We start from the raw sequence: 22853 nt of genomic DNA, 5'->3' as shown, positions 1-22853 counted from the left end.
CCTTCCGTTTGCTCAGCGGACGATCAATTCGGTGACGACAAAACCATCGTGTCGAAATATGGTTCCGTGACCGAGGTGATGTCTTGCCGAAAGCCGTGATTGGCGCGGAAAGCAGGGCGCGAAATCCGGCGTTGCCTGTCTCAGGCAGCGGTGTGGCTGCGATCGGGCTGCGGCCAGCGCTGCAACGCCTCACGGCCCTGAGCGGTCAGTTCATAGATCCCGCGATCGGTGCGCGCGAACCAGCGATACACATTGTGCAGCAGGATCTTAGGCGCGTTCGGCAGGTTGGGCTTCAAGTCACGCGGCCGCTTTGGGCCGTCGGCGAGGGCTGCGGCGCATGCCAGCGCCTGCTGGCGATAAGCGGTCATGATCGGCGCACGCGAGCCGCCGCCGGCGACAGGATCGCCCTGCCGACGCCGATGTTCATCGATCAGCTTCGAGCGGCGCCGGGGATCGCGACGCGGAGCCAATGCCGTCGGGCTGAGCAGCACCTGAACCTCGCCGTTCGGTCGCACGCCAAGCAGGCCAAAGCCGAGCCGACGGCAGAGATTGCGGTATCTCACATCGCTCTCACGGCCCTTGCCACGGGCCGACATGCATGCCGCTAGCCAGACCTCGTCGCTCGCCGCCATACGGTCGACGCCCTGGAGCACCAGTTCGAGGTTGAACTTCAGCTTCAGCTCGCAGATGACGACGATCGGCGGAGAGTCGGCACTCAGCGCCAGCAGATCGCAGCCGCCGATCTCGCCCTTGACCATGAAACCCAGGCCTTCCAGGAAGGCCTTGACCGGGCTGTAGAGTGACGTTTCGAGCATGGGCCTTTGTCGGCTGCGAATCATCCCGCCGATCGGCGGTTCAGCGCGATGATCGCTCCTTGCCGTTGAACAGGAGGTAAACGACGGCCAAACAAGTGGTCAGAGCCGTGCCATGGCCGCTTGCCAATTTGGTATGCTGGTATAATGTGTACCTGAGGTAGCATGCTCCGCGTAGCTGCGCTGTGCTGGACATCCGGGCGCCCGAGACATCGTCCATGGCATCGTCATTTGAGCGGCGGCTCCCCTGCGTTCTCTAATCCGCCAACCGGCGGCAATGTGCATACAAGTCAATGGGATGACGATCGGCAGGGCCATCGTTGGAATTCAGGAGTAACGGACACATGACAACGATTGCGCTGTTTGGTGCGGGCGGCAAAATGGGTTACCGTCTGTCGACCAATTTTCGCGGATCTCCCTATACGATACGCCATGTCGAGGTCAGCGACGCCGGCCGCGAGCGGCTTAAGTCGGGCCTCGGCATCGATGCCGTCAGCGCCGATGAGGCGCTTGATGGCGCCGATGTGGTGATCCTGGCGGTGCCGGACACGCATATCGGCAAGGTCGCGGCGAACATCGAGAGCAAGCTTGCATCAGGCACGATGGTCGTCGTGCTCGACGCCGCGGCACCTTTCGCCGGGCATTTGCCGAAGCGGTCGGACCTGACGTATTTCGTCACTCACCCGTGCCATCCGCCGATCTTCAACGATGAGACCGACATGGCGGCGAAGAAGGACTATTTCGGCGGCGTCAAGGCCAAGCAACACATGGTCAGCGCCTTGATGCAGGGACCGGAGGAGGATTTCGCCAAGGGTGAGGCGATCGCCAAGATCATCTGGGCCCCGGTCATGCGCTCGCATCGCGTCACCGTCGATCAGATGGCGCTGCTCGAGCCCGGCCTTTCGGAAACGGTATGCGCCTCGCTGCTCGTCGTCATGAAGGAGGCCGTTGACGAGGTGGTGGCGCGCGGGGTCGACAAGCAGGCGGCGCTCGACTTCCTGCTTGGTCATATGAACGTGCTTGGCGCCGTCATCTTCGGCGAGACCAAAGGCGTGTTCTCCGACGCCTGCAACAAGGCGATAGAGTTCGGCAAGCCGGTGCTGATGCGCGACGACTGGAAGCGGGTGTTCGAGCCGGAGGAGATTGCCGCGAGCATTCAGCGCATCACTTGAGGGCAGCAACGCGTTCTCCGGAACATGTCACCTGAAATTGTCATTGACTCATTATACCAGTTGGCTTAGCTGTTCGATGGATCGGACCGTCAAGCTTCGCAGCAGGATCAGGCGCTGGATGAGTGGAGGATAGGGGGAGCGATCCGTCGAGGTGAAGCCGGCCAAGGGCTTGTGAATCTGACGCGACCCGCCGCCTACGACCGGCTAACGAAATCGAATGCATATAGCCTTGGGATAAGGCACGGATTTTCAACGGGAGGAATACATGAAACTGACACGCAGAATGACGCTTGCGGCTTTTGCCGGCATGCTGGCGCTTGGCACCGCCGCACCCGCCTATGCGGCGGATTTGATCGCCATCATCACGCCCTCGCATGACAATCCGTTCTTCAAGGCGGAAGCTGTCGGCGCGGAGGCGAAGGCCAAGGAACTCGGGTACGAGGCGTTGGTGCTCGTCCATGACGACGACGCCAACAAGCAGTCCGAATTGATCGACACGGCGATTGGCCGCGGCGCCAAGGCGATCATCCTCGACAATGCCGGCGCCGACGCCACCGTCGCCGCGGTGCAGAAGGCCAAGGACGCAGGCGTTCCTTCCTTCCTGATCGATCGCGAGATCAATGCCGCCGGCGTTGCCGTCGCGCAGATCGTCTCCAACAATTATCAGGGCGCCCAGCTCGGCGCGCAGGAATTCGTCAAGCTGATGGGCGAGAAGGGTAATTTCGTCGAGCTCGTCGGCAAGGAATCCGACACCAATGCCGGCATCCGCTCCAAGGGTTACCACGACGTCATCGACGACTATCCGGACCTGAAGATGGTGGCGCAGCAGTCGGCCAATTGGAGCCAGACCGAGGCCTATTCAAAGATGGAATCGATCCTCCAGGCCAATCCCGATATCAAGGGCGTGATCTCCGGCAACGACACGATGGCGATGGGCGCTCATGCGGCACTTGCCGCTGCCGGCCGCAAGGACGTCATCGTCGTCGGCTTCGACGGGTCGAACGACGTGCGCGACTCGATCACCTCCGGCGGCATCAAGGCGACAGTCCTGCAGCCGGCCTTCGCGCAGGCGCAGATGGCGGTCGAGCAGGCCAACGACTTCATCAAGAACAAGAAGTCCCCGGCTGAGGAAAAGCAGCTGATGGACTGCGTCCTGGTCAATGGCGACAATGCCGCCAAGCTGGAGACGTTCGCGCTCACCAACTGAGCCGGCGTAACATCAAGCAGCAAGGGACGAGCCTCCGGTTCGTCCCTTGCTTCCATTTCGCCCTTGCCTCCATTTCTCTGGGTGCTCCTGACCGCCATGCCGAACGAGCCGACATGTTCAACACGCTGACCCGGCCGATCTTTGTCGCGTTGTTCCTCGCAGCAATAGGCAGCCTGACCGCCTGCAAGATCCTGCCGACGCCGTCGGCGGAAAACGGCGGCACTGGCTCCGCATTCGATCCCGACAAGATGGTCGAGGACATCTGGGCGGCGAAAGTCATACCCTATCTGCAGCAGAAGGCCGGGCCGTTTGCCGAGGTTCACACCTTGGCCAAGACCGATCCCGCCGCTGCCGGCGCCAAATACGGCAACCCGAAGAAGCAGGCGAATTCGCCATGGACCTTCGCCGTTCGGCTCGAGGGCAAGGTCGTGGCAGCCAACACACAGTCACGCGCGGCGACGATGGACGTCGATGCCGACGGCGACGGCAAGGCGGACGCGCGGGTGCAGATCGGACCCGCAATGCGCGGAACCGCGCTGCGCGACAGCCTCGACTTCATCCAGTTCAACGATTTCACCAACCAGATCGACTTCGCCCAGTTCGGCAAGGCTTTCAACGCCTATGCCGACAAGACCGTGCTTTCCAAGCTGCCGCGCGAGGCACTCGAGGGCCGCAGCGTCGAGGTACTTGGCGCCTATACGCCGGGCAGTGGCCAGGACCTGCCGCTGGTGACGCCGGCGGAGGCAAAGATCGGGCCGAAGTCATGAGCGGCGATCAAGATGTCATCCTGAAGCTGGAGGACGTCTCGAAAGTCTATTCCGGCACCGTCGCGGTCAAGCGGGCGAATTTCGAGGTGCGCAAAGGCGCGGTCAACGTGCTGGTCGGCGAAAACGGAGCCGGCAAATCGACGCTGATGAAGATCATCGCCGGCGTCGAGCAACCGACGCTCGGGCGCATCCTGCTGGACGGCGAGGAGGTTTCATTCTCGTCTTCCGGGGATGCCGTGAGCCGCGGCATCGGCATGGTTTTCCAGGAGCTGAATCTGTTCGGCAATCTGACTGTCGCCGAAAATATTTTCGCCACCCGCGAGATCACCAACCGCTTCCGCAAGATCGACCGCAAGGAGCAGGAGCGCCGCGCGGCGGAGTTCCTTGAACGCCTGGAAGCCGGCATCCGGCCCGACATGCTGGTCGAGGATCTGCGCATCGGCCAGCAGCAGCTGGTCGAGATCGCCAAGGCGGTTTCGCTCGATGCGCGCATCCTGATCATGGATGAACCGACCTCGGCGCTCAGCGCGGCGGAAGTCGAGATCCTGTTCAAGGTGATTGCCGACCTCAAGGCACGCGGCGTGGCAATCGTCTACATCTCGCACCGGCTCGAGGAACTGATCCGCATCGGCGACACCATCACGGTGCTGCGCGACGGCCGCATCACCGGCCAGGCGGAGATGAAAGACGTCGACACCCAGTGGATCGTGCGGCAGATGATCGGCTCGGACGCCAAGGACTTCGCCAAGGCCGACGGCCATGTGCCGGGCGAGGAAATATTCCGCGCCGAGGATATCTGCCTGCCGCGCGTCACCGGCGGGCTTGCGGTCGACCACGTCTCGCTGTCGCTGCGCGCCGGCGAAATCCTCGGCATCTATGGCCTGATGGGCGCCGGACGCAGCGAGCTGTTCGATTGCATCATGGGCCGCCACGGCCATTCGACGGGCACGATATTCATTGCCGGCAAAAAAGTGCACGAGCGCGACACGACGCGGCGCATCCGGCGCGGCCTGGCGCTGATCCCCGAAGACCGCCAGCGCGAAGGGCTGGTGTCGATCCTCTCCGTCGCCAGCAATCTGACGCTGGCCAGCCTGTCGCGGTTCGTGCGCCTGTTCCACATTCGCGGTGCCGCCGAAAGACAGGCGGTGGCCCGGACAGTGCGCGAACTGGCGATCAAGGTCGCCGATCCGGCGCAGGAAGTCTCGTCCCTGTCAGGCGGCAACCAGCAGAAGGTGGTGATCGGCAAGGCGCTGCTCACCGGGCCGAAGGTGCTGTTGATGGACGAGCCCAGCCGCGGCATCGACGTCGGCGCCAAGGCCGACGTGTTCCGCACCATGCGCAAGCTGTCGCGCGACGGCCTAGGGATTCTGTTTGCCACCTCCGATCTCGACGAAGTGATGGCGTTGTCCGACCGCATCGCGGTGATGAGCAATGGAAAACTGACCGGCATGTTCGACCGCGCCGAGGCGACGGAGGCCGCACTCGTCGCTGCCTCCGCCTTCGGCCACGGACCGGTCCCGCACGGAGAGCAAGACGCATGACTGACATCCCAGCCAAGGCGGCGGTCAACTCCATGTCGGGCGGCTCGGTCCTGCTGACGCTGATGAAGGCGAGGACGTTCATCGCGCTGATCGCCGTGCTGTTATTCTTCTCGATAGCCGCCCCCAATTTCCTATCGGCCGCCAATCTTATCCTGATGTCGAAGCATGTGGCGCTGAACGCATTCCTCGCAATGGGCATGACCTTCGTCATCATCACCGGCGGCATCGACCTGTCGGTCGGCTCGATCGTCGGCCTGTGCGGCATGGTGGCCGGCTATCTCGTGCTCAACGGCATCGACCTGCAGGTCGGCTATACCATCTATTTCAACGTCTTCGAGATCGCGCTGATCACGCTTGCCGTCGGCATATTGATCGGCGCCGTCAACGGCTTGCTGATCACCAGGCTCAACGTTGCGCCGTTCATCGCCACGCTCGGCGTGCTCTATGTCGCGCGCGGCCTGGCGCTGCTGTCGTCCGACGGGCGCACCTTCCCCAATCTCGTCGGCAAGCCGGAGCTCGGCACTACCGGATTCGGCTTTCTCGGCGCCGGCCGGTTGCTCGGCCTGCCGGTCGCGCTCTGGATTTTGCTCGTCGTTGCGCTAGGGGCGGCCTATCTCGCCAAATACACCCCGCTCGGCCGCCACATCTTCGCGGTTGGTGGCAATGAACGGGCGGCGCGGATTTCGGGCGTCCGCGTCAATATGGTGAAGATGTTCGTCTACATGTTCTCCGGCTTCTGCGCGGCGATCGTCGGGCTGATCATCTCGTCCGAACTAATGGCCTCGCATCCGGCGACCGGAGAGAGCTTCGAGCTCAACGCCATTGCCGCGGCGGTGCTCGGCGGCACCTCGATGTCGGGCGGTCGCGGCACGATCGGCGGCACCATTGTCGGCGCCTTCGTAATCGGCATCCTTTCGGACGGGCTGGTGATGATGGGAGTGAGTTCGTTCTGGCAGATGGTGATCAAGGGCCTCGTCATCATCGTCGCCGTCGTCGTCGACCAGGCACAGCGCCGGCTGCAGAGCCGTGTCACGCTGATGCAGATGGCAAAGGCCGGCTGACATGGCGGAACTGCGTGGAGCGCTGATCGGCTGCGGCTTCTTTGCCATCAACCAGATGCATGCCTGGCGCGACATAGAGGGCGCCTCGATCACCGCCATCTGCGACCGCGATCCGGACCGGCTACGGATCATTGGCGACCAGTTCGGGGTCGCACGGCGCTATACCGACGCGGCGGCGCTGTTTGCCGGCGAAAGGCTGGATTTCGTCGACATCGCCACCACCGCACCAAGCCACAGAATGCTCGTGGAGATGGCGGCGCAGCACGGCGTTTCGGCAATCTGCCAAAAACCGTTTGCGCCGACGCTTGCCGACGCCAAGGCGATGGTAAAGGCCTGTGCTGACGCCGGCGTGCCGCTGATGGTGCATGAGAATTTTCGCTGGCAGTCTCCGATCCAGGCGGTGCGTACCGTGCTCGACAGCGGCGAAATCGGCACCCCCTTTTTCGGACGGATCTCGTTCCGCTCTGCCTATGACGTGTTTTCCGGCCAGCCTTATCTGGCGACGGGAAAGCGCTTCATCATCGAGGATCTGGGTATCCACATCCTCGATATCGCCCGCTTCCTGCTGGGCGACGTCTCGACCGTCACTGCGCGAACGGCGCGCATCAATCCCGGCATTGCCGGCGAGGACGTTGCGACGATGCTGATGGACCACACGGGCGGCGCCACTTCCGTGGTCGACTGCAGCTACGCGAGCAAGCTCGCTACCGAGCCGTTTCCGGAGACGCTGATCGAGATCGACGGCAGCGACGGCACGATCCGGCTGGCGCAGGGCTACCGGCTCACCGTCACCGGCAGGAGCGGGACAGCTGTGAGCGACGTCTCGCCACCGCTGCTGGCCTGGGCATCACGGCCGTGGCACAACATCCAGGAAAGCGTCGTCGCCATTCAAAAGCATTGGGTCGACTGCCTGACCAAGGGAACCGAGCCCGCGACCTCGGGCGCGGACAACCTCAAGACATTAGCGCTGGTCGAGGCTGCGTACGCTGGCGCCGCAAGCCGGGAGCCGGTGCAACTCGACGCCTTGCTGAAATGACAGCCGACGCCTTCCTCCTCTACGGCACACGTGCCGTTGAAGCCGAACCGGTCAGGCTGCGCGCCGGCGCGCTGACGGCGGACTTCGTCAACGGCAATCTGCGCACCATCCGGCATGGCGGCACCGAGGTTCTGCGCGCCGTCGCCTTCATCGTCAGGGATCGCGACTGGGGCACCTACGAGCCGGCGCTCACCGATTTAATCATCGACCAGGGCGATGACGCTTTCTTCGTCAGCTATTCGGCAGGTTGCTTCGGACCAGAGGGAAGCCGGCTCGACTTCCGTGCGACCATCAAGGGCTCGGCCGATGGCCAGCTGATCTTCGACGTGAGCGCTCTTCCCGACAACGATTTCGAGACCAATCGCTGCGGCTTCTGCATCCTGCATCCAATTGCCGGGCTGGCCGGCAGCCCGGTCACGGTCGAGCATACCGATGGCAGCGTTGTCGCGACGCGGCTTCCAGAGCTGATCGATCCCTGGCAGCCTTTCAAGGATCTGCGGGCGATCACCCATGAGGTCCGGCCGGGCGTCACCGCCGAATGCCGGATGCAAGGCGACATTTTCGAGATGGAGGACCAGCGCAACTGGTCGGATGCCTCCTACAAGACCTATGTCCGGCCGCTCGCGCTGCCATGGCCCTATGTGCTGCCTGCCGGCAAGACCTTCAGCCAGACCACTAGTTTGCGGATAGAGGGTCGCGGGAAAGTGCCGACCGCTGCGGCAATCGCGGACCCAGTTCGCGTCACGCTCGGCCAAGCCGGACCGGCGCTGCCGGATGTTGGCGTGATCATCTACCCGGATGAGGTCGAGGCGGCGCTGGGCAAGCTACCGATGCTGTGCGAGCTTGGTCCGCAGCAATTGATGTTCCACTACGACCCGACGCGTGGCCATGGGCTCGACGCCTTGCGATCCTACGCCCGGCTCGCCGCCGCCTATCCGGTCCGGACAACGCTCGAATGTGTCATTGCCGGCGACGGCGATCTCGACGCCGAGCTTTCAGGCGTCGCCGACAGGGTGCGCCAGGCCGGGCTCAAGCTTTCGGCCATTGCCGTCTCGCCCTCGGTCGACCGGCAGTCGACGCCGCCGGGCAGCGCATGGCCGCAATGCCCGCCGCTCGAAGACGTCTACGCCGCGACGCGGCGCGCCTTTCCCGACAGCCGCCTCGGCGGCGGCATGTTCAGCTATTTCACCGAACTCAATCGCAAGCGTGTGCCGGCCGACCCGCTCGATTTCGTCACGCATTGCACCTGCCCGATCGTGCACGCCGCCGACGATCTCAGCGTCATGCAATCGCTGGAGGCGTTACCTTTCATCACGGCGTCAGTACGAACGATCTTCGGAACAATACCTTATCGGATCGGGCCGTCGACCATTGCCATGCGCCAGAACCCTTATGGCGGCGCGACCAAGGCTAATCCCGACGGTCAGCGCATTGCCATGGCCAACCGCGACCCTCGCCATGCCGGGCTGTTCGGGGCCGCATGGACGATCGGCTATGCCGCGCGCGTTGCGCCGGCCGGGCTTGAAATGCTGACGCTCTGCAGCTTCACCGGACCATTCGGCGTGCTGGCCTCGTCGGGCGAACCTGTCAAAGAAGGTACACCCCGGCCGATTTTCCACGCGGTGAAAGGACTTTGCGATCTGGCCGGCCATGCGCATGTGGCGGCGACAACGATCGATGAGACGCGGGTGCTGGCACTGGCCGGCCACTCCCAGACAGGCAAGATCATCGTCTGGCTGGCGAACCTTACTCCGGACGACCTTCCAGTCGATGTTTCCGGGCTCGGTTCCGATCAGGGTTTTCTGAATATCTGGGATGGACGAACGTCACGCCAGATTCAGCGCGACGCGTCGGGCCGAGACCGTCTTGTCATGACGCCCTACGCAATCGTCCGGATTGGCTGAAGTTACGCCGGGGTTCATGAATCGCCGCAGTTCCGCAGCGGTTGCCCGTAGCCGCAGCACTTCCGCTGCCGACTTGTCACCGGACTTGCTTTCGAAACTCGCCAGGCGCCATTCCAGTTGTCTTGGAAAAAAGACGGCTGAACGAAGCGACGTCCTGATATCCCACCCGATAGCAGATTTCTGAGACGCTCAGTTTCGTTTCCTCAAGCATGGACCTTGCCAACTCCAGCCGCCTTTCCTGGATCCATTTTCCCGGCGTTGTCTGGAGTTCGTCGAAAAACCTGCGAGACAGGGTTCGCGAAGACATCGCCAATTCGGTTGCAAGAAATTTCAAATCGATTTCTGACATCTTGTCGTTCGAGAGCTCGCGCAGCTTGTTCTCGAATGGGCTGGCGTCGTTCGAAATTTTGTCGAGAGGAAATTCGTAGGGACTCTGGAATTTGCGCGGCGGAGGAAGAACCAGAAGTTTTCGAATGATCCGCTCTTCCTTCTCGAAGCCCAGATCGATCAGCAAAGCCCTGGCGAGTTCGAGTCCGGAAAACCCGCCTCCACATGTGTAAAGGCGGTCCTGGCGAATGAGCAGGCGGGAAGCGTCCCATCGCACTTGCGGAAACCGGCGGCTTGCCTCGTTCTTCAGCCACCAGGATATCGTTGCGCGCTTGCCGTCCAACAATCCCGAAGTGGCGAGCAGATAACACGCGCCGCAATGTGCTGCGATGATTGCGTCCTGCTGCTGCGCGAGCGCGATCAGCGGTTTTGAATGCTCACTCTCCTCGTCGAGCGAGCGCAGAAGCTCCGGAATCTCGACACCCGGCATGGCAATGAGAATCAGGACATCCATTTTCCGGGATGGTTGAGCCTTTGTCGGGAAGGAAATTCCTGTGCTCGATGCCGACGGCGCGCTCCTTGAAACGAACTCACAGGAGAGAACCTGCGAACGGCAGACGTCATTCACAAGCTGAAACATTTCCACGAGCGTCGAGACGACGGCCGAATAGAAATTCGACGGCAGCCAGATCACAACGTGGAGGCCCCTGTCAGCCATTGCGGTACTCCAGTGTCGTTCTCGGGTGGCAAGCCTAGCATAGTCTTTGCAAGAATTGCCAATCCCAGAACAAGCGCGGCGCCTCCAGGAGGGCCTATGCGGGCTTGCTGACGAAAGCGGGCCGCGGAAATCCATGGCTGGGAAGATGCAAATGCTGAAATCGTTGAATGAAAACAACGCGGCACATACACCGGATTCAGACGGCAACATAAAACTGCGTCGGTCCGGGCTCAGGCTGATCTGTGGTCAGCCAGTAGGCCGAGAAGGTCCGACCGCGACGCCGGTCGGGACCTGCACTTGATTTTCAGTTGCCGGAATTCATCACGTAGAGCGCGCGCGAGCGTTCGAGGTGCTTGATCATCGCCTTCTCGGCGCCATCCGCATCCTTGGCTTCGATGCGTCCGACGATCTCTTCGTGCTCGGTCAGCGTGAACTTTTCCTTGCCGGTCCAGATCAGCATTTCGGTGTGGTATTCCTTTAGCCAGCCTAGCATTGCCTCGCTGACGGCGACATAGATCGGGTTACCGGATATTGCCGCGATCTGTGTGTGGAATTTCATGTCGGCGGATATGAAGGCTTCCGAGTTGCCACGATGGCTGCGCTGCTCGGCGACCGTTTCCCGCAGCCGCTGCACGTCCTCGGCTGTGGCCTTTTCTGCAGCTTCCTTGACCATGCCGCGCTCGAAGAAGATGCGTGCGTTCTTGAGGTGCTCGAGCGTGTCCTTCGACGACGACAGGATGATCTTGGCGGCGCCGTCGACCTGTTTGATGATCGACTTGGCGGTCAGCTGCAGCACTTTCGCCCGCTCGCCATGCGAGATCGCGACGAGGCCCATATTGCTCAACGCCTGCATTGCCTCGCGGATCGCCGGCCTGCCGACCTCGAAGCGCTCCATCAATTCGCGCTCCGATGGCATGTCGTCACCCGGCAGCAATTCGCCGCCGGTGATCAGGCGCTTCAGTCTCAAGAATACTTCGTCGGAAAGCTTGCGCCGGACGATCGGCTCCGAACGGTTCATCGTCGCGAATCACTCCTTTGACCGGCCCCTATCTAGCATTTCCGCCGTGAATTCCGGAACGCCTGCTGCCGGCTCGCCCTTACCGCCAAGCCGGATAGGGCTTGCAATGCTTATGTACTCATTATACCAGATTTCGAGGGCCAAGGAACCTTTTTCGAAACCTCCCCGGCAGGCCGCGCGAATATGATTGTTCTTACCTATCGCATCGAAACGCCCGGCAATATCGAGGCGCTGGCGGCCAAGATTGCAAGCGACCAGTCGACCGGAACCTTCGTCGCGCTGGCCGGCGAGACCGAAGAGCTCAAGGCCAGGGTCGCAGCGCGAGTCCTGGCGATACGGCATCTGCCGGACGCGGACCGGCCGTCCCTTCCCGAAACCGGTTCCGGAGCAAGCCCCGAAGCACGCAACGGCCCGGTCAAGCGCGCCGACATCGATATCGCCTTTCCGCTGGACGCCATCGGCACCGACCTGTCGGCGCTGATGACCATCGCCATCGGCGGCACCTTTTCGATCAAGGGCCTGTCCGGCATCCGTGTCGTCGACATGAAGCTACCCGAGGAGTACCGGGGCGCGCATCCGGGCCCGCAATTCGGCGTCACGGGCAGCCGCAGGCTGACCGGTGTCGCAGATCGTCCGATCATCGGGACCATCGTCAAGCCGGCGCTGGGACTCCGCCCGTACGAGACGGCCGCAATGGTGCAAGAGCTGATTGCGGCCGGCGTCGACTTCATCAAGGACGACGAGAAGCTGATGAGCCCGGCCTATTCGCCGCTGTCGGAGCGGGTGAGGGCAATCATGCCGCTGATCCTCGACCACGAGCAGAAGACCGGTAAGAAGGTCATGTATGCCTTCGGCATTTCACATGCCGATCCCGACGAGATGATGCGAAACCACGATCTGGTGGCAAAGGCCGGCGGCAATTGCGCCGTGGTCAACATCAATTCGATCGGCTTTGGTGGCATGGCTTACCTCCGAAAACGCTCCAGCCTTGTGCTCCATGCCCACCGCAATGGCTGGGACATTCTCACCCGTCATCCCGGCCTTGGCATGGATTTCAAGGTCTGGCAGCAGTTCTGGCGCCTGCTCGGCGTCGACCAGTTCCAGATCAACGGCATCGCCTCAAAATACTGGGAACCCGACTGGTCCTTCGTCGAATCCTTCAAGGCGGTGACCACGCCGATCTTTTCGCCGGCCGATTGCGCATTGCCGGTCGCCGGCTCCGGCCAGTGGGGCGGGCAGGCGCCTGAAACCTTCCAGCGAACCGGCCGGACGGTCGATCTTCTCTATCTCTGCGGCGGTGGCATCGTCAGCCACCCGGACGGGCCGGGCGCCGGCCTGCGCGCCGTGCAGCAGGCCTGGCAGGCGGCGGTCCAGGACATTTCGTTGGCGGATTATGCCTTGAGCCATGTCGAGTTGGCGAGGTCGATCGAGAAGTTCGGCGGCGGCGAGGCGGCCTGACGCCATGCAAAACCTGCTTCTGAGTTACTATGGCGACGACCTGACCGGCTCGACCGACGTTATGGAGGCGCTCGAGCTCGGCGGCGTGCCGACCGTCCTGTTCATGCGCCAGCCGGACGAGGCGCTGCTTTCGCAATTTGCGCATTGCCGCGCCCTTGGGCTGGCCGGCACCAGCCGCAGCGAGACGCCGCAGTGGATGGACACGCATCTGCGAGATGCCTTCGCCTGGCTGAAGACCGTCAACGCCGAGATCTGCCACTACAAGGTCTGCTCGACCTTCGATTCCAGCCCGGCAATCGGCAGCATCGGCCGGGCGATCGAAATCGGCCGCTCGGTTTTCCGGCAAGAGGGCGTGCCGCTGGTGGTCGGCGCGCCGCAGCTGAAGCGCTACACCGCCTTCGGTCATCTGTTCGCGGCCTATCGCGAAAAATATTTCCGCATCGACCGCCATCCCGTGATGAGCCGCCATCCGACCACGCCGATGGACGAATCCGACCTGCTGATCCATCTGTCGCGCCAGACCAGCCTCGCCTCGGGCCTGGTCGACCTGGCGACGCTGCAGTCTGCGTCGCGGTCGAAAGCATTCGACCGGCTTGTGGAGAATGGCTCAGGTATTGTGCTTGTCGATGTCGATAGCCTGGAAACCCAGGCACTTGCCGGCAAGGAGATTTGGCGCGCTCGCAAGCCGGGCGGTTATTTCGTCGTCGGCTCTTCAGGCATCGAATATGCCTTGCTGGTCGAATGGGCAGCGAGCCGGATCGTGGATACCAAATCCGCCTTTTCGCCGCCGGGCGCTGCCGACAGGATCGCCGTGGTCTCGGGGAGCTGCTCGCCGACGACGGAACGACAGATCCGTCATGCTCTGGCCGACGGCTTCGACGGGATCGAGCTCGACCCAGTCGAACTGGTTTCTGAGGCTTCGAACGACGCGATTGCGCGCGCGGTGGCAACCGGCCGCTCCAGCCTACGGGCCGGGCGCAGCGTCATCCTCTACACCGCGCTCGGGCCTGCGGCCGACCGCGGTGCAGAAATCGATCTCCGGGAAGGCGCCCGCCATAAGCTCGGCCACGGCCTTGGCGAGGTTCTCCGCGAACTGACGCTTCAAGAGAAGCTACTGCGCGTGGTCATCGCCGGCGGCGACACGTCGAGCCATGCACTTGGCCAGATGGGCGTCGACGCGCTGACTGTGCGAATGCCGCTGCCGGCATCGCCGGGCTCGCCACTTTGTGTGGCGCATTCAAGCATTAAGGCGATCGATGGGCTGGAAATTGCCCTCAAGGGCGGGCAAGTCGGAACCGACCGCTATTTCTCCACTATTCGCGATGGGGTCGGCGGTTGACAGCGGGGAATGTCAGGTCAAATCGGTGATGCTCGATCGGGATCGAGGATACTAGCCGGCAAACCAGAAATCTCAGGCGTTCAGATCAGCGGCAATGCCACTCATCACGCTATCTGCCCATTGTCCTGCCTGGATGATACTGACGGGCGTAGGCGACACAGGCGTCTACAGTGCTGACACAGAGCGCATCGCGGTTGTTCGGCAGGTTGTTGTCGCCGGCGTAGGCAACCTTGGCAACATGACCGTCAACCATTCGAATTTGCGTGTTGCAATAGCCGCCGGGGGCGACGTTGACGGAACCCCCCAGCGCCGGGACGGGGCCAATGGCCACGGTCGGAACGACAATGTTGAGATTGCCGCGTTGAACGACGCGCTGATAGGTCCAGATCTGGCCGGATTTGCCGACATCGGCAGTGGCGGTAGGAAAGCCGGCGCACATTCGAACGTCCGCCTCGCTAAGGCCGACCATCTCCCTGCGGGCTGCCGCCGCCGTGGCGTCTTCCTTCGCAGTGCTCGACGTGTCGTCGGGCATGACGCAGGAAGACAGGATGGCGGCGCTTGCCGATAGAAGGAGAAGGGCAAGCTTTCGGGTGTGGAAAGATGTCATACCAACTTCGGATTGCACGGGAGCCCCGAATGCCAACCTAGGAAGTGGGCCAATCGAGTCAACCGGCAGAAAATTCACGAAGTCGTTGGTCCGCCATTCCGCCGCACGCATCTGCTGGAAGAGGTTAGGCTGCCGCCGTGACCCTCGCGCCCTATCTTCCGCCTGGGCATCGGATTTCCAAATCCGACCCCTTCTTGTCAGATGTACTGGCGCACGGTGCTGTGACTTTGGTTCGGCCGACGGTGTGCTAGTTTCCAGCCAAATTGCTCCCGGAGACGTCATGCCTATCAAGCTGCAAGAAATCGCCCTCGCTCTTCTGCTGTTGGTTGCCGGAACTGGGGTCGGTCATGCGGAGACGGCCCAGCGGCCGCCGCCCACAGGCGGGGTTCTCTCGCTCCTGCCACCGCCGCAGACTTCCGATCATTCGATCGTCATTGCCGGACGCACGCTCGATTACGAGGCCAAGGCCGGCACGCTGTCATTGCCGTCCGGCAAAGGCGATATCACCGCCGAGATTTTCTATGTCGCCTATGCTCTGCACGCAGGGAAAGAAACGGGACCGGATCCGCGTCGCCCGATCACCTTCGTGTTCAATGGCGGTCCGGGAGCAGCTTCCGCCTATCTCCATCTCGGCGCGCTCGGTCCGCGGGTTCTGGCGACAGCGGCCGATGGAAGTTTCCTGCCGTCGCCGCAGAGGCTGTTCGATAACCCCGACACCTGGCTCGACATGACCGACCTGGTCTTTGTGGACCCTGTCGGAACCGGTTACAGCCGTGAAGCGCCCGGCACGGAAGCACACAGCTTCTGGGGCATCAGCCAGGACGCCGCGTCGATAGGCGCGTTTATCCGGCTCTATCTGGCGCAGACGAACCGTATGGCATCGCCTGTCTTCCTGGCTGGCGAAAGCTATGGCGGCTTTCGAGCAGCATTGCTCGCCAGGAAGCTTCAGGAAGACATCGGCATCAGCCCGAGTGGCGTCGTGCTGATTTCGCCGGCGCTCGAATTCACGCTGGTGCGCCCGGACGAGTTCCAGCCGCTCCACTGGGCGCTGGAACTGCCGTCGCTGGCGGCAGTGCGCCTACACAGCGAAGGTGTTTCCGGCCCCGCCCTGCAGGAGCGGCTGGCGGAAGTCGAACGCTATGCGCTCGGCGATTATCTGGCCGCGCTGGCCGGTGGGCTGGAGCAGGGTGGACGCCTGGCGAGCCAGCGTGTCGCCGCAATCACCGGTCTGCCGCTCGATCTCGTCCAGCGGCACTTTGCACGCATTCCCATAGGGCTGTTCGCCAAGGAGTTTGCACGGGCAAAGGGCAATGTTCTCAGCGCCTATGACGGCAACATCGCGACTGCGGACGTGGCGCCAGAGAGCCTGGGAGTCGAGGGTCCCGATCCGGTGCTCGACCGAAGCGTGCCGGCGCTCACCTCCGCTTTCGTCGGCTATGTGCGTGATGAATTGAACTTCCGCACGGATATCAGCTATCGGCTTCTCAACCGTGAAGTCAGCGGCAATTGGGACTATGGGACGAGCGCGACGCGTCAGGGCTATGCGGGTGTCATGGACGACCTTCAACAAGCGCGCGTGCTAAACCCCAGCCTCGGCGTGCTGATCGTCAACGGCTACAGCGACCTGGTGACGCCGTACATGGGCTCGCGCTACCTGCTTGGTCAAATTCCTTCGCTTGCCGGCGCAAAGCCCATTCGCACCGAGGTGCTGGAGGGCGGGCACATGATGTATCTGAGGCCGGATGGACGGGCGGCACTGAAGCAGGCCGCGTCCGAGCTTTACCGAACGACGCAATGAGACGGTTTGCCCAAAAAAGCGCCGGATACGCTGTTCGCCCTCTCATCAGGCCCTAGTTCCATCGCGATTGATCGGTTACACACCTAGGATGGCGTCTTTCAGCGACGTTCGACAACGGATTAGCCGGCTCTCCAGAATCGCGCCACTGGTGCGGCGTGCTGCCGAGCGGGCCATTCGGAACACCAAGCCACACAGGCTGACAAGCCTTGTTGACCGTTGGAACGCGCTGTCGCTGGCAACGCAGTTCCTGCTCGCGGGCGGTCTATTTTCCCTGTCAGCCATGGTGGTGGTGGGGATTTCCGTCACGAACCATATAGAAACCGTGGTCACGCAGAATTCGGCTTCCGCGACGGCTCTTTACGTGGACAGCGTTATCGCGCCGCTGCTTCCGGATATGCGCAAGAGCGAAGTGCTCGACGAGAGCGTCGCCCACGCGCTCGATGAAACGCTGGGACAAGGGGCACTCGGCACAAGGCTCGAATCCTTCAAGCTCTGGCGTCGCGACGGAACCATCCTGTATTCGACCGACAAGACATTGATCGGCAAGCGCTTTGAACCCAGCGACAATCTCCGGGCGGCATTCGCAGGCCAAATGGTCTCGGAGTTCGACAAGCTGGACGATTCGGACAGCGAGGCCGAAAGGGCCAGCGGCTTGCATCTTCTCGAGATCTACAATCCGGTGCTGCAGCCATGGTCAGGGGAAGTGGTGGCCGTTTCAGAATTCTACGAGGTCGCCACTGATTTTGAAAGAAACCTGCATCAGGCACTCATTCGAACCTGGCTGGACGTTGCCGCCGTCACAGCGGCCTTCTTTCTCGGGCTGTCGGCAATCGTGTTCCGTGGCAGCCGCATGATCAGTTCGCAGAGCCGCTCGTTGAAGCAGCGCATTGCCGAGCTTTCCGATCTGCTTGCGCAAAACAGACTGTTGAGGCTGCGGGTGCAGCGTGCCTCGCAGCGTGCCACCGCACTTAACGAACGCTATCTCAGGCGCATCGGTGCGGACTTGCACGATGGCCCGGCGCAATTGGTTGCTCTCGCGGCGCTGGGGATCGACAGCCCCGTCATTGCCGATCCCGCTACGCCGCAATCGAAGCGTGCACAGGAATTGCTGGCCATCAAAGCACATCTGGACGATGCCATGCGCGAGATCAGGAGCATCAGCAAGGGCCTTGTCCTGCCGCATATCGAGCATGCCGAACTGGGTGAAATTCTCCAGCTTGCCGTACGGGCGCACGAAGAACGAACCGGCGTCAAAGTGATGCTATCGATGACCGGCGGCCATGCGCCATTGTCGCCGGCGGCCAAGATCTGCATCTTCCGCTTCGTCCAGGAGGCGCTGAACAATGGATTCCGTCATGCCGGAGGTGAAGGTCAGTCGGTCGAGAAACATTTCGACGGCGAGCGCGTTTGTATCGAAGTGGCCGACGCCGGCGCCGGCTTTGACCCGCAAATCGTGCGTCCCGAGAGGCTGGGACTCGTAGGGCTGCGCGAGCGTGTGGAAAGCCTCGGGGGCCAGTTTACCGTGACTTCCTCACAGAGTGGCACAGTCGTAAGAATGGCCCTCAACATCGTTGAAATGGGGCAGACATGACAGTAGCCATCAAGCTCGCCATCGTCGACGACCACCCGCTGTTCAGGGAAGGCGTTGTGCGCACGCTCGATCAGATCGGCGGGTTCGAGATCGTCGGTGAAGGAAGCAGCAGAGACGATGCCCTGCGGATAATCGAAGACCAGCGGCCCGACATTCTGCTGATGGACATCTCGGTTCCTGGAGGTGGCCTTGGCGTGATCGGACCGGCCCTTGAGCGGCATCCGGCACTGAAAATTGTGATGCTGACCGTTTCGGAAGAAAACCAGCACGTGATGACCGCGTTGCAGAGCGGGGCCAGGGGCTATGTTCTGAAGGGGGTCGGGTCGAGGACGTTGGCTGCGATCCTGCGCACGGTAGCGTCGGGCGAACGATATGTCTGTCCACAATTGTCGGCGCGCCTGTTGGCCGATCTGTCAGCTCAATCAAAAGAGCCGGCGAAAGCTGACGGACTTGCCGACCTCACCAGCCGTGAAAGGGAGATCCTGACGCTGGTTGCCGCGGGACTGAGCAACAAACGGATCGGGCTTCGGCTGAACCTGCATGAAAAGACGATAAAGCACCACATGACGCGAATCCTGGCCAAGCTCAACGTCAGCAACAGGACCGAAGCCGCCATGACCTTGCGCGATGCGACTGAGCACCGGCATCCGCCTGTTCGCGATCATGCTTGAGCCGAAATTGCCGCACGGCGCGGCCATGTGAACTGGCCCTCAGTCGATCATTTCAAGCAACCTGTCCCGATCGGAACGCGTCGCCAGGCGCCGAATGATGGTGCGGCCCTTGGCGTCCCGCATTTCGTATTGGCCCCTGTCGATGCGTTCGCTGAGTCCATTCGAATGCACCACGCCAATGCTCGGGCCGCTCACCTCGACCCGGTCTCCTGTGGATGCGTTGACAAAGAGTTTTGGCTTGCTATCGGGGTTTACCGTAGGGGCGGGATCAGGGGGATTGTCGTCCTGCGACTTTGCTTTGCCCTTGCCGGCACCAGCATTCGAGTTCGAATTGCCGGAGTTTCCACCCGAATTGCCCGAATTGCCGTTCCCATTCCCGTTCCCGCCATTGCCGTTGCCGTTCCCGCCATCTTTGGCCCAGACAGCCTGCGGGCCGAGCGGCTGCGATGATCCATCGAACAAGACGCGATAGGGGCTTACGACGAGAATGAAGGTCAAGACGACTACAGAAATGCCGACACGACGTCCTCGTGAAGATCCGGTCCTTCGTTTCCGGGTCGTCATCAATGAACTTGTCAGTCGCATGTCGGAACTCCCCTTAATCATACGGCTCTGTCGTACTGCCTCCTGTTCGAAATTCGTGTGATGCTTAAAACAATGGTTTGCGTCCGGAACGTCAAGACCCACCAGTCCCACGATGGTAACTGGTGGGTCTCGCTAGCGCAGGAAGGGACTATTTACTGCGCAAGTCTTTTGCCTTCCTTTGGTTGCGTCTCTCCGCGGTAGCGCAGACTTCCACCGTCAGCCAACAATAAATCCAATGGCCGCGACCCCGAAACACAGGCCAAATAACGGAAAAAGCAGCCAACGTGCCTGGTGAATGCTCGGGTCCATGGCGGCCTCCTGTAACAGTCGGCATCGCAACGGGGCTCCTCGGAACTCAGTTCCTGAAACTCTCGCATTTCGGGCTTTTGCGATAGCAGCCTCGGACCAAAGTTTGGCTGTGCGGGTCCTTGGTCGATAGGCTTACAGACTGAAGTCCCTATGCCAGGAGCCCGCCCTGCATTCGCCGACCTTTGTGTCCAACTGGCAGCTGCGATCCACCGCCCCTTCGAATGCTTTGCGTTTCTGGCTCTATGGCAGCAACGCCGTTGGTCTACTGCCGCATCGTTGAAACGCCACCAATGCAGACCCATATGCGAATTGCGTCGGATGTCTCCTCCCATTGCGTCCGGCGCGTTCCCCTCTGGAGGTTATAGACCTTCACACTTGGCCGGGCTTAACAACCCGGCCTTTTCTTTTGGCATTTGTATAATCGCCTGATGGCCCTAATTTGCGAGACATCGGTAAAATCGATTTGCAAATGCATTCAAGTGCCCATAGCCTGTCACCATGAGCACGATTTCCAAAGTTGCCACGCGAGCGGGCGTGTCGCGCACGACCGTGTCGCATGTCATCAACCATGCGGACCGGGTATCGAAATCGCTGCGTGAGCGCGTACAAGCGGCGATCGACGAACTCGGCTACACCCCGAACCCGCAGGCGCAGAGCCTGCGCACCGGCCGTACCAACATTATCGCGATGCTGATCCCGGACATCCGCAACCCGTTCTATCCGGAGCTGGTGAAAACGGCGCAGTCGACGCTCGAAGTGGTCGGCCTCGACATGCTGATCTTCAACACCGACGTGCCGGGCGGACATTCACAGGATCACGGCCGCGAGTATTTGCGCCAGATCGGGCGCAAGCGGGTCGACGGCGTCATCGTTGCCGACTTCGCGCTGCACGGCATGCACAGCGAACTGCTCAGCCTCGATCTGCCCGCCGTCTTCATCGGCCATCTGCCGAACCATGCTGTCGACAGCGTCCAGCTGGACGATTTCGGCGGCGGCTATCTGATGGGCGAGTATCTGGCGAAGAGGGGCCATCGCCGCATCGCCCATGTCACCGGGCCATCCTTTTTCAAGGAGGCGATGGCGCGTGCCGCCGGTTTCGAAAAAGGGCTCGCCGACAATGGCGTGCCAATCTCCGCCGATCTGCGGTTTGAGGGAAGCTATCTTGCCCCGTCAGGGCGGGAAGCGGTCACCTGGCTCAGGGAGAAGCACGGCGGACACCTGCCGTCGGCGATGTTCTTCGCCAATTATCTGATGGCCTCCGGTGCGCTGACCGAATTCTACGACCATGGGATCAATATCCCTCAGGATATCGCCATCGCAGTCTTCGATGACCTGCCTCAACTGGAATATGTCAGGCCGAAGCTGACCTGTGTCGGCAACAGTCCGACAATGCTTGCCAAGCGCGCCACGGAAATGCTGCTCGAACGGCTGGGTGGCAAAGTCGAGGGCGCGCCGCGCACCGAAGTGATCCCATGCGCGTTGAGCCCATTCGACAGCGCGTGACGCCAGATGCCGGCAAAGGGAACGGAGGTCCCTTCGCCAACGTTCGACCGAACAACATCCAAGGGAGGAATTGATGACTGACAAAACGACCCGCGACCGGCCATTGGCCAGCCTGAATCGCCGTCGGCTGATCCAGGGCGGCGCCACTTTCGCTGCCGCCGGCCTCACAGGCTTCCCGTTCATCAACAGGATGGCCGTGCGCGCTCAGGAAGCGCCGCTGAAATTCTGGCAGTTCTATGCGCCTCGCGGAGACGTGAAGCCGCAGGTCCAGTGGTTCGAAAAGCTGGTGGCCGACTGGAACGACGGCCACGACCAGAAGGTCGAGCTCGAATATGTCGTCAACAGCGAATACATCTCCGGTTCCAAGCTGGCAACGGCCTTCGCGTCGGGCGAGGGTCCTGACATCTTCCTCATCAGCCCCGGCGATTTCCTGCGTTATTACAATGGCGGCGTGCTTGCCGACCTGACGCCGCATATCGAGGATGGCGCCAAAGCCGATTTCCCGGAAAGCGTCATCGCCAACCGCATGGTGGACGGCAAGATCTACGGTGTGCCGATGGAAGTCGAGCCGATGGCCTTCTACTATTCGGTCAAAGCGTTCGAGGATGCAAAGCTCAACGAGAACGACGTGCCGAAGACCTGGGACGAGCTGTTGGCGGTCGCCAAAAAGCTGACGACGCCCAGCCGCTACGGCGTGCTGTTCGAAACGACTCCCGGCTATTACCAGAACTTCACCTGGTATCCGTTCCTGTGGCAGGGCGGCGGCGAATTCCAGGGCAAGGACGGCAAGAGCGCCTTCGATTCGCCGGCCACCGTCCAGGCGCTGAAACTCTGGCAGGATGCCATCAATACCGGCGTGGCGCCGCGTCAAGTGGTCGGCGGTGGTTTCGACATAGTCGCCAATCTCGGGGCAGGGCTGTGCGCCATGCAGAACTGCGGCATCTGGGGCATTTCGGCGATGGACAACAACGCCAAGGATGTGCCCTACGGCATCTTCAAATTGCCGACGCCGGCCAATGGCAAATACGTCACTGTCGGCGGCGGCTGGGCCTTCGTCGCCAATGCCGGGGGCAAGAACCCAGATGCCTCCGCCCAGTTCTGCGCCTGGGCGCTGGCCTCGATGGACCAGGCCTCGATCGACCGTGTCGTCAACTGGTGCACGGTCGCCAAGAGCGACATGCCGCCGCGCAACAGCGCGCTGAAGGCCGGCGCCGATGTCTTCAGCACGGGCAAGTTCGGCACCTTCGCCAAGGAGATCCACCCGGGAACGCGTGCCGAGCCGCGGGTTCCGCCGGAGGCGTACAAGATCATCTCCGACGCCATCCAGTCGGCACAGCTTGGCGGGGTTGATGCCCAGCAGGCGGCGACGACGGCCAGTCAGCAACTCGATGCGTTCCTCGCTTCCTATTCCGGCGCGCCGATCCTTTAG

At 61.9% G+C, this 22853-nt stretch carries 19 protein-coding genes; 14 read left to right on the top strand and 5 right to left on the bottom strand.

The features are described 5' to 3' along the window. Positions 1 to 140 precede the first annotated feature (140 nt). Complete coding sequence (locus tag NKH60_RS05255) at positions 141 to 815, bottom strand: DUF2161 domain-containing phosphodiesterase (protein WP_352454118.1); 675 nt, start codon at positions 813 to 815, stop codon at positions 141 to 143. A gap of 341 nt (positions 816 to 1156) precedes the next feature. Here NKH60_RS05255 and NKH60_RS05250 point away from each other — a divergent pair, with 341 nt between their 5' ends. From NKH60_RS05250 to apnL, 7 genes are all read left to right on the top strand, one after another. Further along, on the top strand, positions 1157 to 1984 hold the full coding sequence (locus NKH60_RS05250; RefSeq protein WP_352833819.1) for a phosphogluconate dehydrogenase C-terminal domain-containing protein: 828 nt from the start codon (positions 1157 to 1159) through the stop codon (positions 1982 to 1984). Between the two features lie 265 nt (positions 1985 to 2249). Next, entirely contained in the window at positions 2250 to 3191 is a 942-nt protein-coding gene (locus NKH60_RS05245) for a D-ribose ABC transporter substrate-binding protein (protein ID WP_352833822.1), read from the top strand. A 113-nt stretch (positions 3192 to 3304) separates the two neighbouring features. Beyond that, positions 3305 to 3958 (top strand): DUF2291 family protein, encoded by a 654-nt coding sequence (locus NKH60_RS05240; RefSeq protein ID WP_352833825.1) that lies wholly within the window; start codon positions 3305 to 3307, stop codon positions 3956 to 3958. After that, on the top strand, positions 3955 to 5499 hold the full coding sequence (locus tag NKH60_RS05235; RefSeq protein ID WP_352469590.1) for a sugar ABC transporter ATP-binding protein: 1545 nt from the start codon (positions 3955 to 3957) through the stop codon (positions 5497 to 5499). Before NKH60_RS05240 ends, NKH60_RS05235 begins: the two co-directional genes overlap by 4 nt. Continuing rightward, a complete protein-coding gene (locus NKH60_RS05230) occupies positions 5496 to 6560 on the top strand; it encodes an ABC transporter permease (protein WP_023675478.1) in 1065 nt (354 codons plus the stop codon). The genes NKH60_RS05235 and NKH60_RS05230 overlap by 4 nt, the downstream gene beginning before the upstream one ends. Position 6561: 1 nt before the next feature. Further along, the gene (locus tag NKH60_RS05225; RefSeq protein WP_352682593.1) at positions 6562 to 7596 is read left to right on the top strand and encodes a Gfo/Idh/MocA family protein; all 1035 of its coding nucleotides are present in this window, start codon (positions 6562 to 6564) and stop codon (positions 7594 to 7596) included. Beyond that, positions 7593 to 9500, top strand: coding sequence for a D-apionate lactonase (gene apnL / locus NKH60_RS05220; RefSeq protein ID WP_352871391.1), 1908 nt, complete (start codon positions 7593 to 7595; stop codon positions 9498 to 9500). Before NKH60_RS05225 ends, apnL begins: the two co-directional genes overlap by 4 nt. 76 nt (positions 9501 to 9576) lie before the next feature. Here apnL and NKH60_RS05215 read toward each other — a convergent pair whose 3' ends face one another. Both NKH60_RS05215 and NKH60_RS05210 read right to left on the bottom strand, forming a co-directional pair. After that, positions 9577 to 10545 carry a GlxA family transcriptional regulator gene (locus NKH60_RS05215; RefSeq protein ID WP_352814269.1) on the bottom strand — a complete coding sequence of 323 codons (969 nt, stop codon included), beginning with the start codon at positions 10543 to 10545 and terminating at the stop codon, positions 9577 to 9579. Between the two features lie 304 nt (positions 10546 to 10849). Next, positions 10850 to 11563, bottom strand: coding sequence for a transcriptional regulator NanR (locus tag NKH60_RS05210; RefSeq protein ID WP_352577753.1), 714 nt, complete (start codon positions 11561 to 11563; stop codon positions 10850 to 10852). Between the two features lie 183 nt (positions 11564 to 11746). Between NKH60_RS05210 and oiaX the strand changes: the two genes are divergently transcribed. After that, a complete protein-coding gene (oiaX, locus tag NKH60_RS05205; RefSeq protein WP_352833831.1) occupies positions 11747 to 13021 on the top strand; it encodes a 3-oxo-isoapionate-4-phosphate decarboxylase OiaX in 1275 nt (424 codons plus the stop codon). Between the two features lie 4 nt (positions 13022 to 13025). Beyond that, complete coding sequence (locus tag NKH60_RS05200) at positions 13026 to 14360, top strand: four-carbon acid sugar kinase family protein (protein ID WP_352833833.1); 1335 nt, start codon at positions 13026 to 13028, stop codon at positions 14358 to 14360. A gap of 109 nt (positions 14361 to 14469) precedes the next feature. On the opposite strand, the gene NKH60_RS05195 is transcribed toward NKH60_RS05200, so the two are convergent. Beyond that, positions 14470 to 14967, bottom strand: coding sequence for a hypothetical protein (locus NKH60_RS05195; RefSeq protein WP_352833836.1), 498 nt, complete (start codon positions 14965 to 14967; stop codon positions 14470 to 14472). Positions 14968 to 15247: 280 nt separating this feature from the next. On the opposite strand from NKH60_RS05195, the gene NKH60_RS05190 reads away from it, so the two are divergent. The 3 genes from NKH60_RS05190 to NKH60_RS05180 all read left to right on the top strand — a co-directional run bounded on the left by NKH60_RS05190 (position 15248) and on the right by NKH60_RS05180 (position 19027). After that, the gene (locus NKH60_RS05190) at positions 15248 to 16765 is read left to right on the top strand and encodes a S10 family peptidase (RefSeq protein ID WP_352833839.1); all 1518 of its coding nucleotides are present in this window, start codon (positions 15248 to 15250) and stop codon (positions 16763 to 16765) included. Between the two features lie 88 nt (positions 16766 to 16853). After that, entirely contained in the window at positions 16854 to 18356 is a 1503-nt protein-coding gene (locus NKH60_RS05185) for a sensor histidine kinase (RefSeq protein WP_352871387.1), read from the top strand. Next, positions 18353 to 19027, top strand: a complete 675-nt coding sequence (locus NKH60_RS05180; protein WP_352682605.1) for a LuxR C-terminal-related transcriptional regulator — start codon at positions 18353 to 18355, stop codon at positions 19025 to 19027. The genes NKH60_RS05185 and NKH60_RS05180 overlap by 4 nt, the downstream gene beginning before the upstream one ends. Positions 19028 to 19066: 39 nt before the next feature. On the opposite strand, the gene NKH60_RS05175 is transcribed toward NKH60_RS05180, so the two are convergent. Further along, the gene (locus NKH60_RS05175) at positions 19067 to 19612 is read right to left on the bottom strand and encodes a hypothetical protein (RefSeq protein ID WP_352849951.1); all 546 of its coding nucleotides are present in this window, start codon (positions 19610 to 19612) and stop codon (positions 19067 to 19069) included. A gap of 807 nt (positions 19613 to 20419) precedes the next feature. On the opposite strand from NKH60_RS05175, the gene NKH60_RS05170 reads away from it, so the two are divergent. Further along, the gene (locus tag NKH60_RS05170) at positions 20420 to 21424 is read left to right on the top strand and encodes a LacI family DNA-binding transcriptional regulator (RefSeq protein ID WP_352469815.1); all 1005 of its coding nucleotides are present in this window, start codon (positions 20420 to 20422) and stop codon (positions 21422 to 21424) included. A gap of 73 nt (positions 21425 to 21497) precedes the next feature. After that, positions 21498 to 22853: an ABC transporter substrate-binding protein gene (locus NKH60_RS05165; RefSeq protein WP_352833846.1), complete on the top strand. Its 1356-nt coding sequence runs from the start codon at positions 21498 to 21500 to the stop codon at positions 22851 to 22853.

Source organism: Mesorhizobium sp. M1006, from assembly GCF_040318825.1.
Lineage (GTDB): Bacteria > Pseudomonadota > Alphaproteobacteria > Rhizobiales > Rhizobiaceae > Mesorhizobium.
This window is presented reverse-complemented; position numbering and strand designations above follow the sequence as displayed.

What these genes read in the sequence shown, in the direction of transcription:
- NKH60_RS05255 (WP_352454118.1), bottom strand. Translation starts at nt 815, where the DNA reads ATGCTCGAAACGTCACTCTACAGCCCGGTCAAGGCCTTCCTGGAAGGC.
- NKH60_RS05250 (WP_352833819.1), top strand. Translation starts at nt 1,157, where the DNA reads ATGACAACGATTGCGCTGTTTGGTGCGGGCGGCAAAATGGGTTACCGT.
- NKH60_RS05245 (WP_352833822.1), top strand. Translation starts at nt 2,250, where the DNA reads ATGAAACTGACACGCAGAATGACGCTTGCGGCTTTTGCCGGCATGCTG.
- NKH60_RS05240 (WP_352833825.1), top strand. Translation starts at nt 3,305, where the DNA reads ATGTTCAACACGCTGACCCGGCCGATCTTTGTCGCGTTGTTCCTCGCA.
- NKH60_RS05235 (WP_352469590.1), top strand. Translation starts at nt 3,955, where the DNA reads ATGAGCGGCGATCAAGATGTCATCCTGAAGCTGGAGGACGTCTCGAAA.
- NKH60_RS05230 (WP_023675478.1), top strand. Translation starts at nt 5,496, where the DNA reads ATGACTGACATCCCAGCCAAGGCGGCGGTCAACTCCATGTCGGGCGGC.
- NKH60_RS05225 (WP_352682593.1), top strand. Translation starts at nt 6,562, where the DNA reads ATGGCGGAACTGCGTGGAGCGCTGATCGGCTGCGGCTTCTTTGCCATC.
- apnL (WP_352871391.1), top strand. Translation starts at nt 7,593, where the DNA reads ATGACAGCCGACGCCTTCCTCCTCTACGGCACACGTGCCGTTGAAGCC.
- NKH60_RS05215 (WP_352814269.1), bottom strand. Translation starts at nt 10,545, where the DNA reads ATGGCTGACAGGGGCCTCCACGTTGTGATCTGGCTGCCGTCGAATTTC.
- NKH60_RS05210 (WP_352577753.1), bottom strand. Translation starts at nt 11,563, where the DNA reads ATGAACCGTTCGGAGCCGATCGTCCGGCGCAAGCTTTCCGACGAAGTA.
- oiaX (WP_352833831.1), top strand. Translation starts at nt 11,747, where the DNA reads ATGATTGTTCTTACCTATCGCATCGAAACGCCCGGCAATATCGAGGCG.
- NKH60_RS05200 (WP_352833833.1), top strand. Translation starts at nt 13,026, where the DNA reads ATGCAAAACCTGCTTCTGAGTTACTATGGCGACGACCTGACCGGCTCG.
- NKH60_RS05195 (WP_352833836.1), bottom strand. Translation starts at nt 14,967, where the DNA reads ATGACATCTTTCCACACCCGAAAGCTTGCCCTTCTCCTTCTATCGGCA.
- NKH60_RS05190 (WP_352833839.1), top strand. Translation starts at nt 15,248, where the DNA reads ATGCCTATCAAGCTGCAAGAAATCGCCCTCGCTCTTCTGCTGTTGGTT.
- NKH60_RS05185 (WP_352871387.1), top strand. Translation starts at nt 16,854, where the DNA reads ATGGCGTCTTTCAGCGACGTTCGACAACGGATTAGCCGGCTCTCCAGA.
- NKH60_RS05180 (WP_352682605.1), top strand. Translation starts at nt 18,353, where the DNA reads ATGACAGTAGCCATCAAGCTCGCCATCGTCGACGACCACCCGCTGTTC.
- NKH60_RS05175 (WP_352849951.1), bottom strand. Translation starts at nt 19,612, where the DNA reads ATGCGACTGACAAGTTCATTGATGACGACCCGGAAACGAAGGACCGGA.
- NKH60_RS05170 (WP_352469815.1), top strand. Translation starts at nt 20,420, where the DNA reads ATGAGCACGATTTCCAAAGTTGCCACGCGAGCGGGCGTGTCGCGCACG.
- NKH60_RS05165 (WP_352833846.1), top strand. Translation starts at nt 21,498, where the DNA reads ATGACTGACAAAACGACCCGCGACCGGCCATTGGCCAGCCTGAATCGC.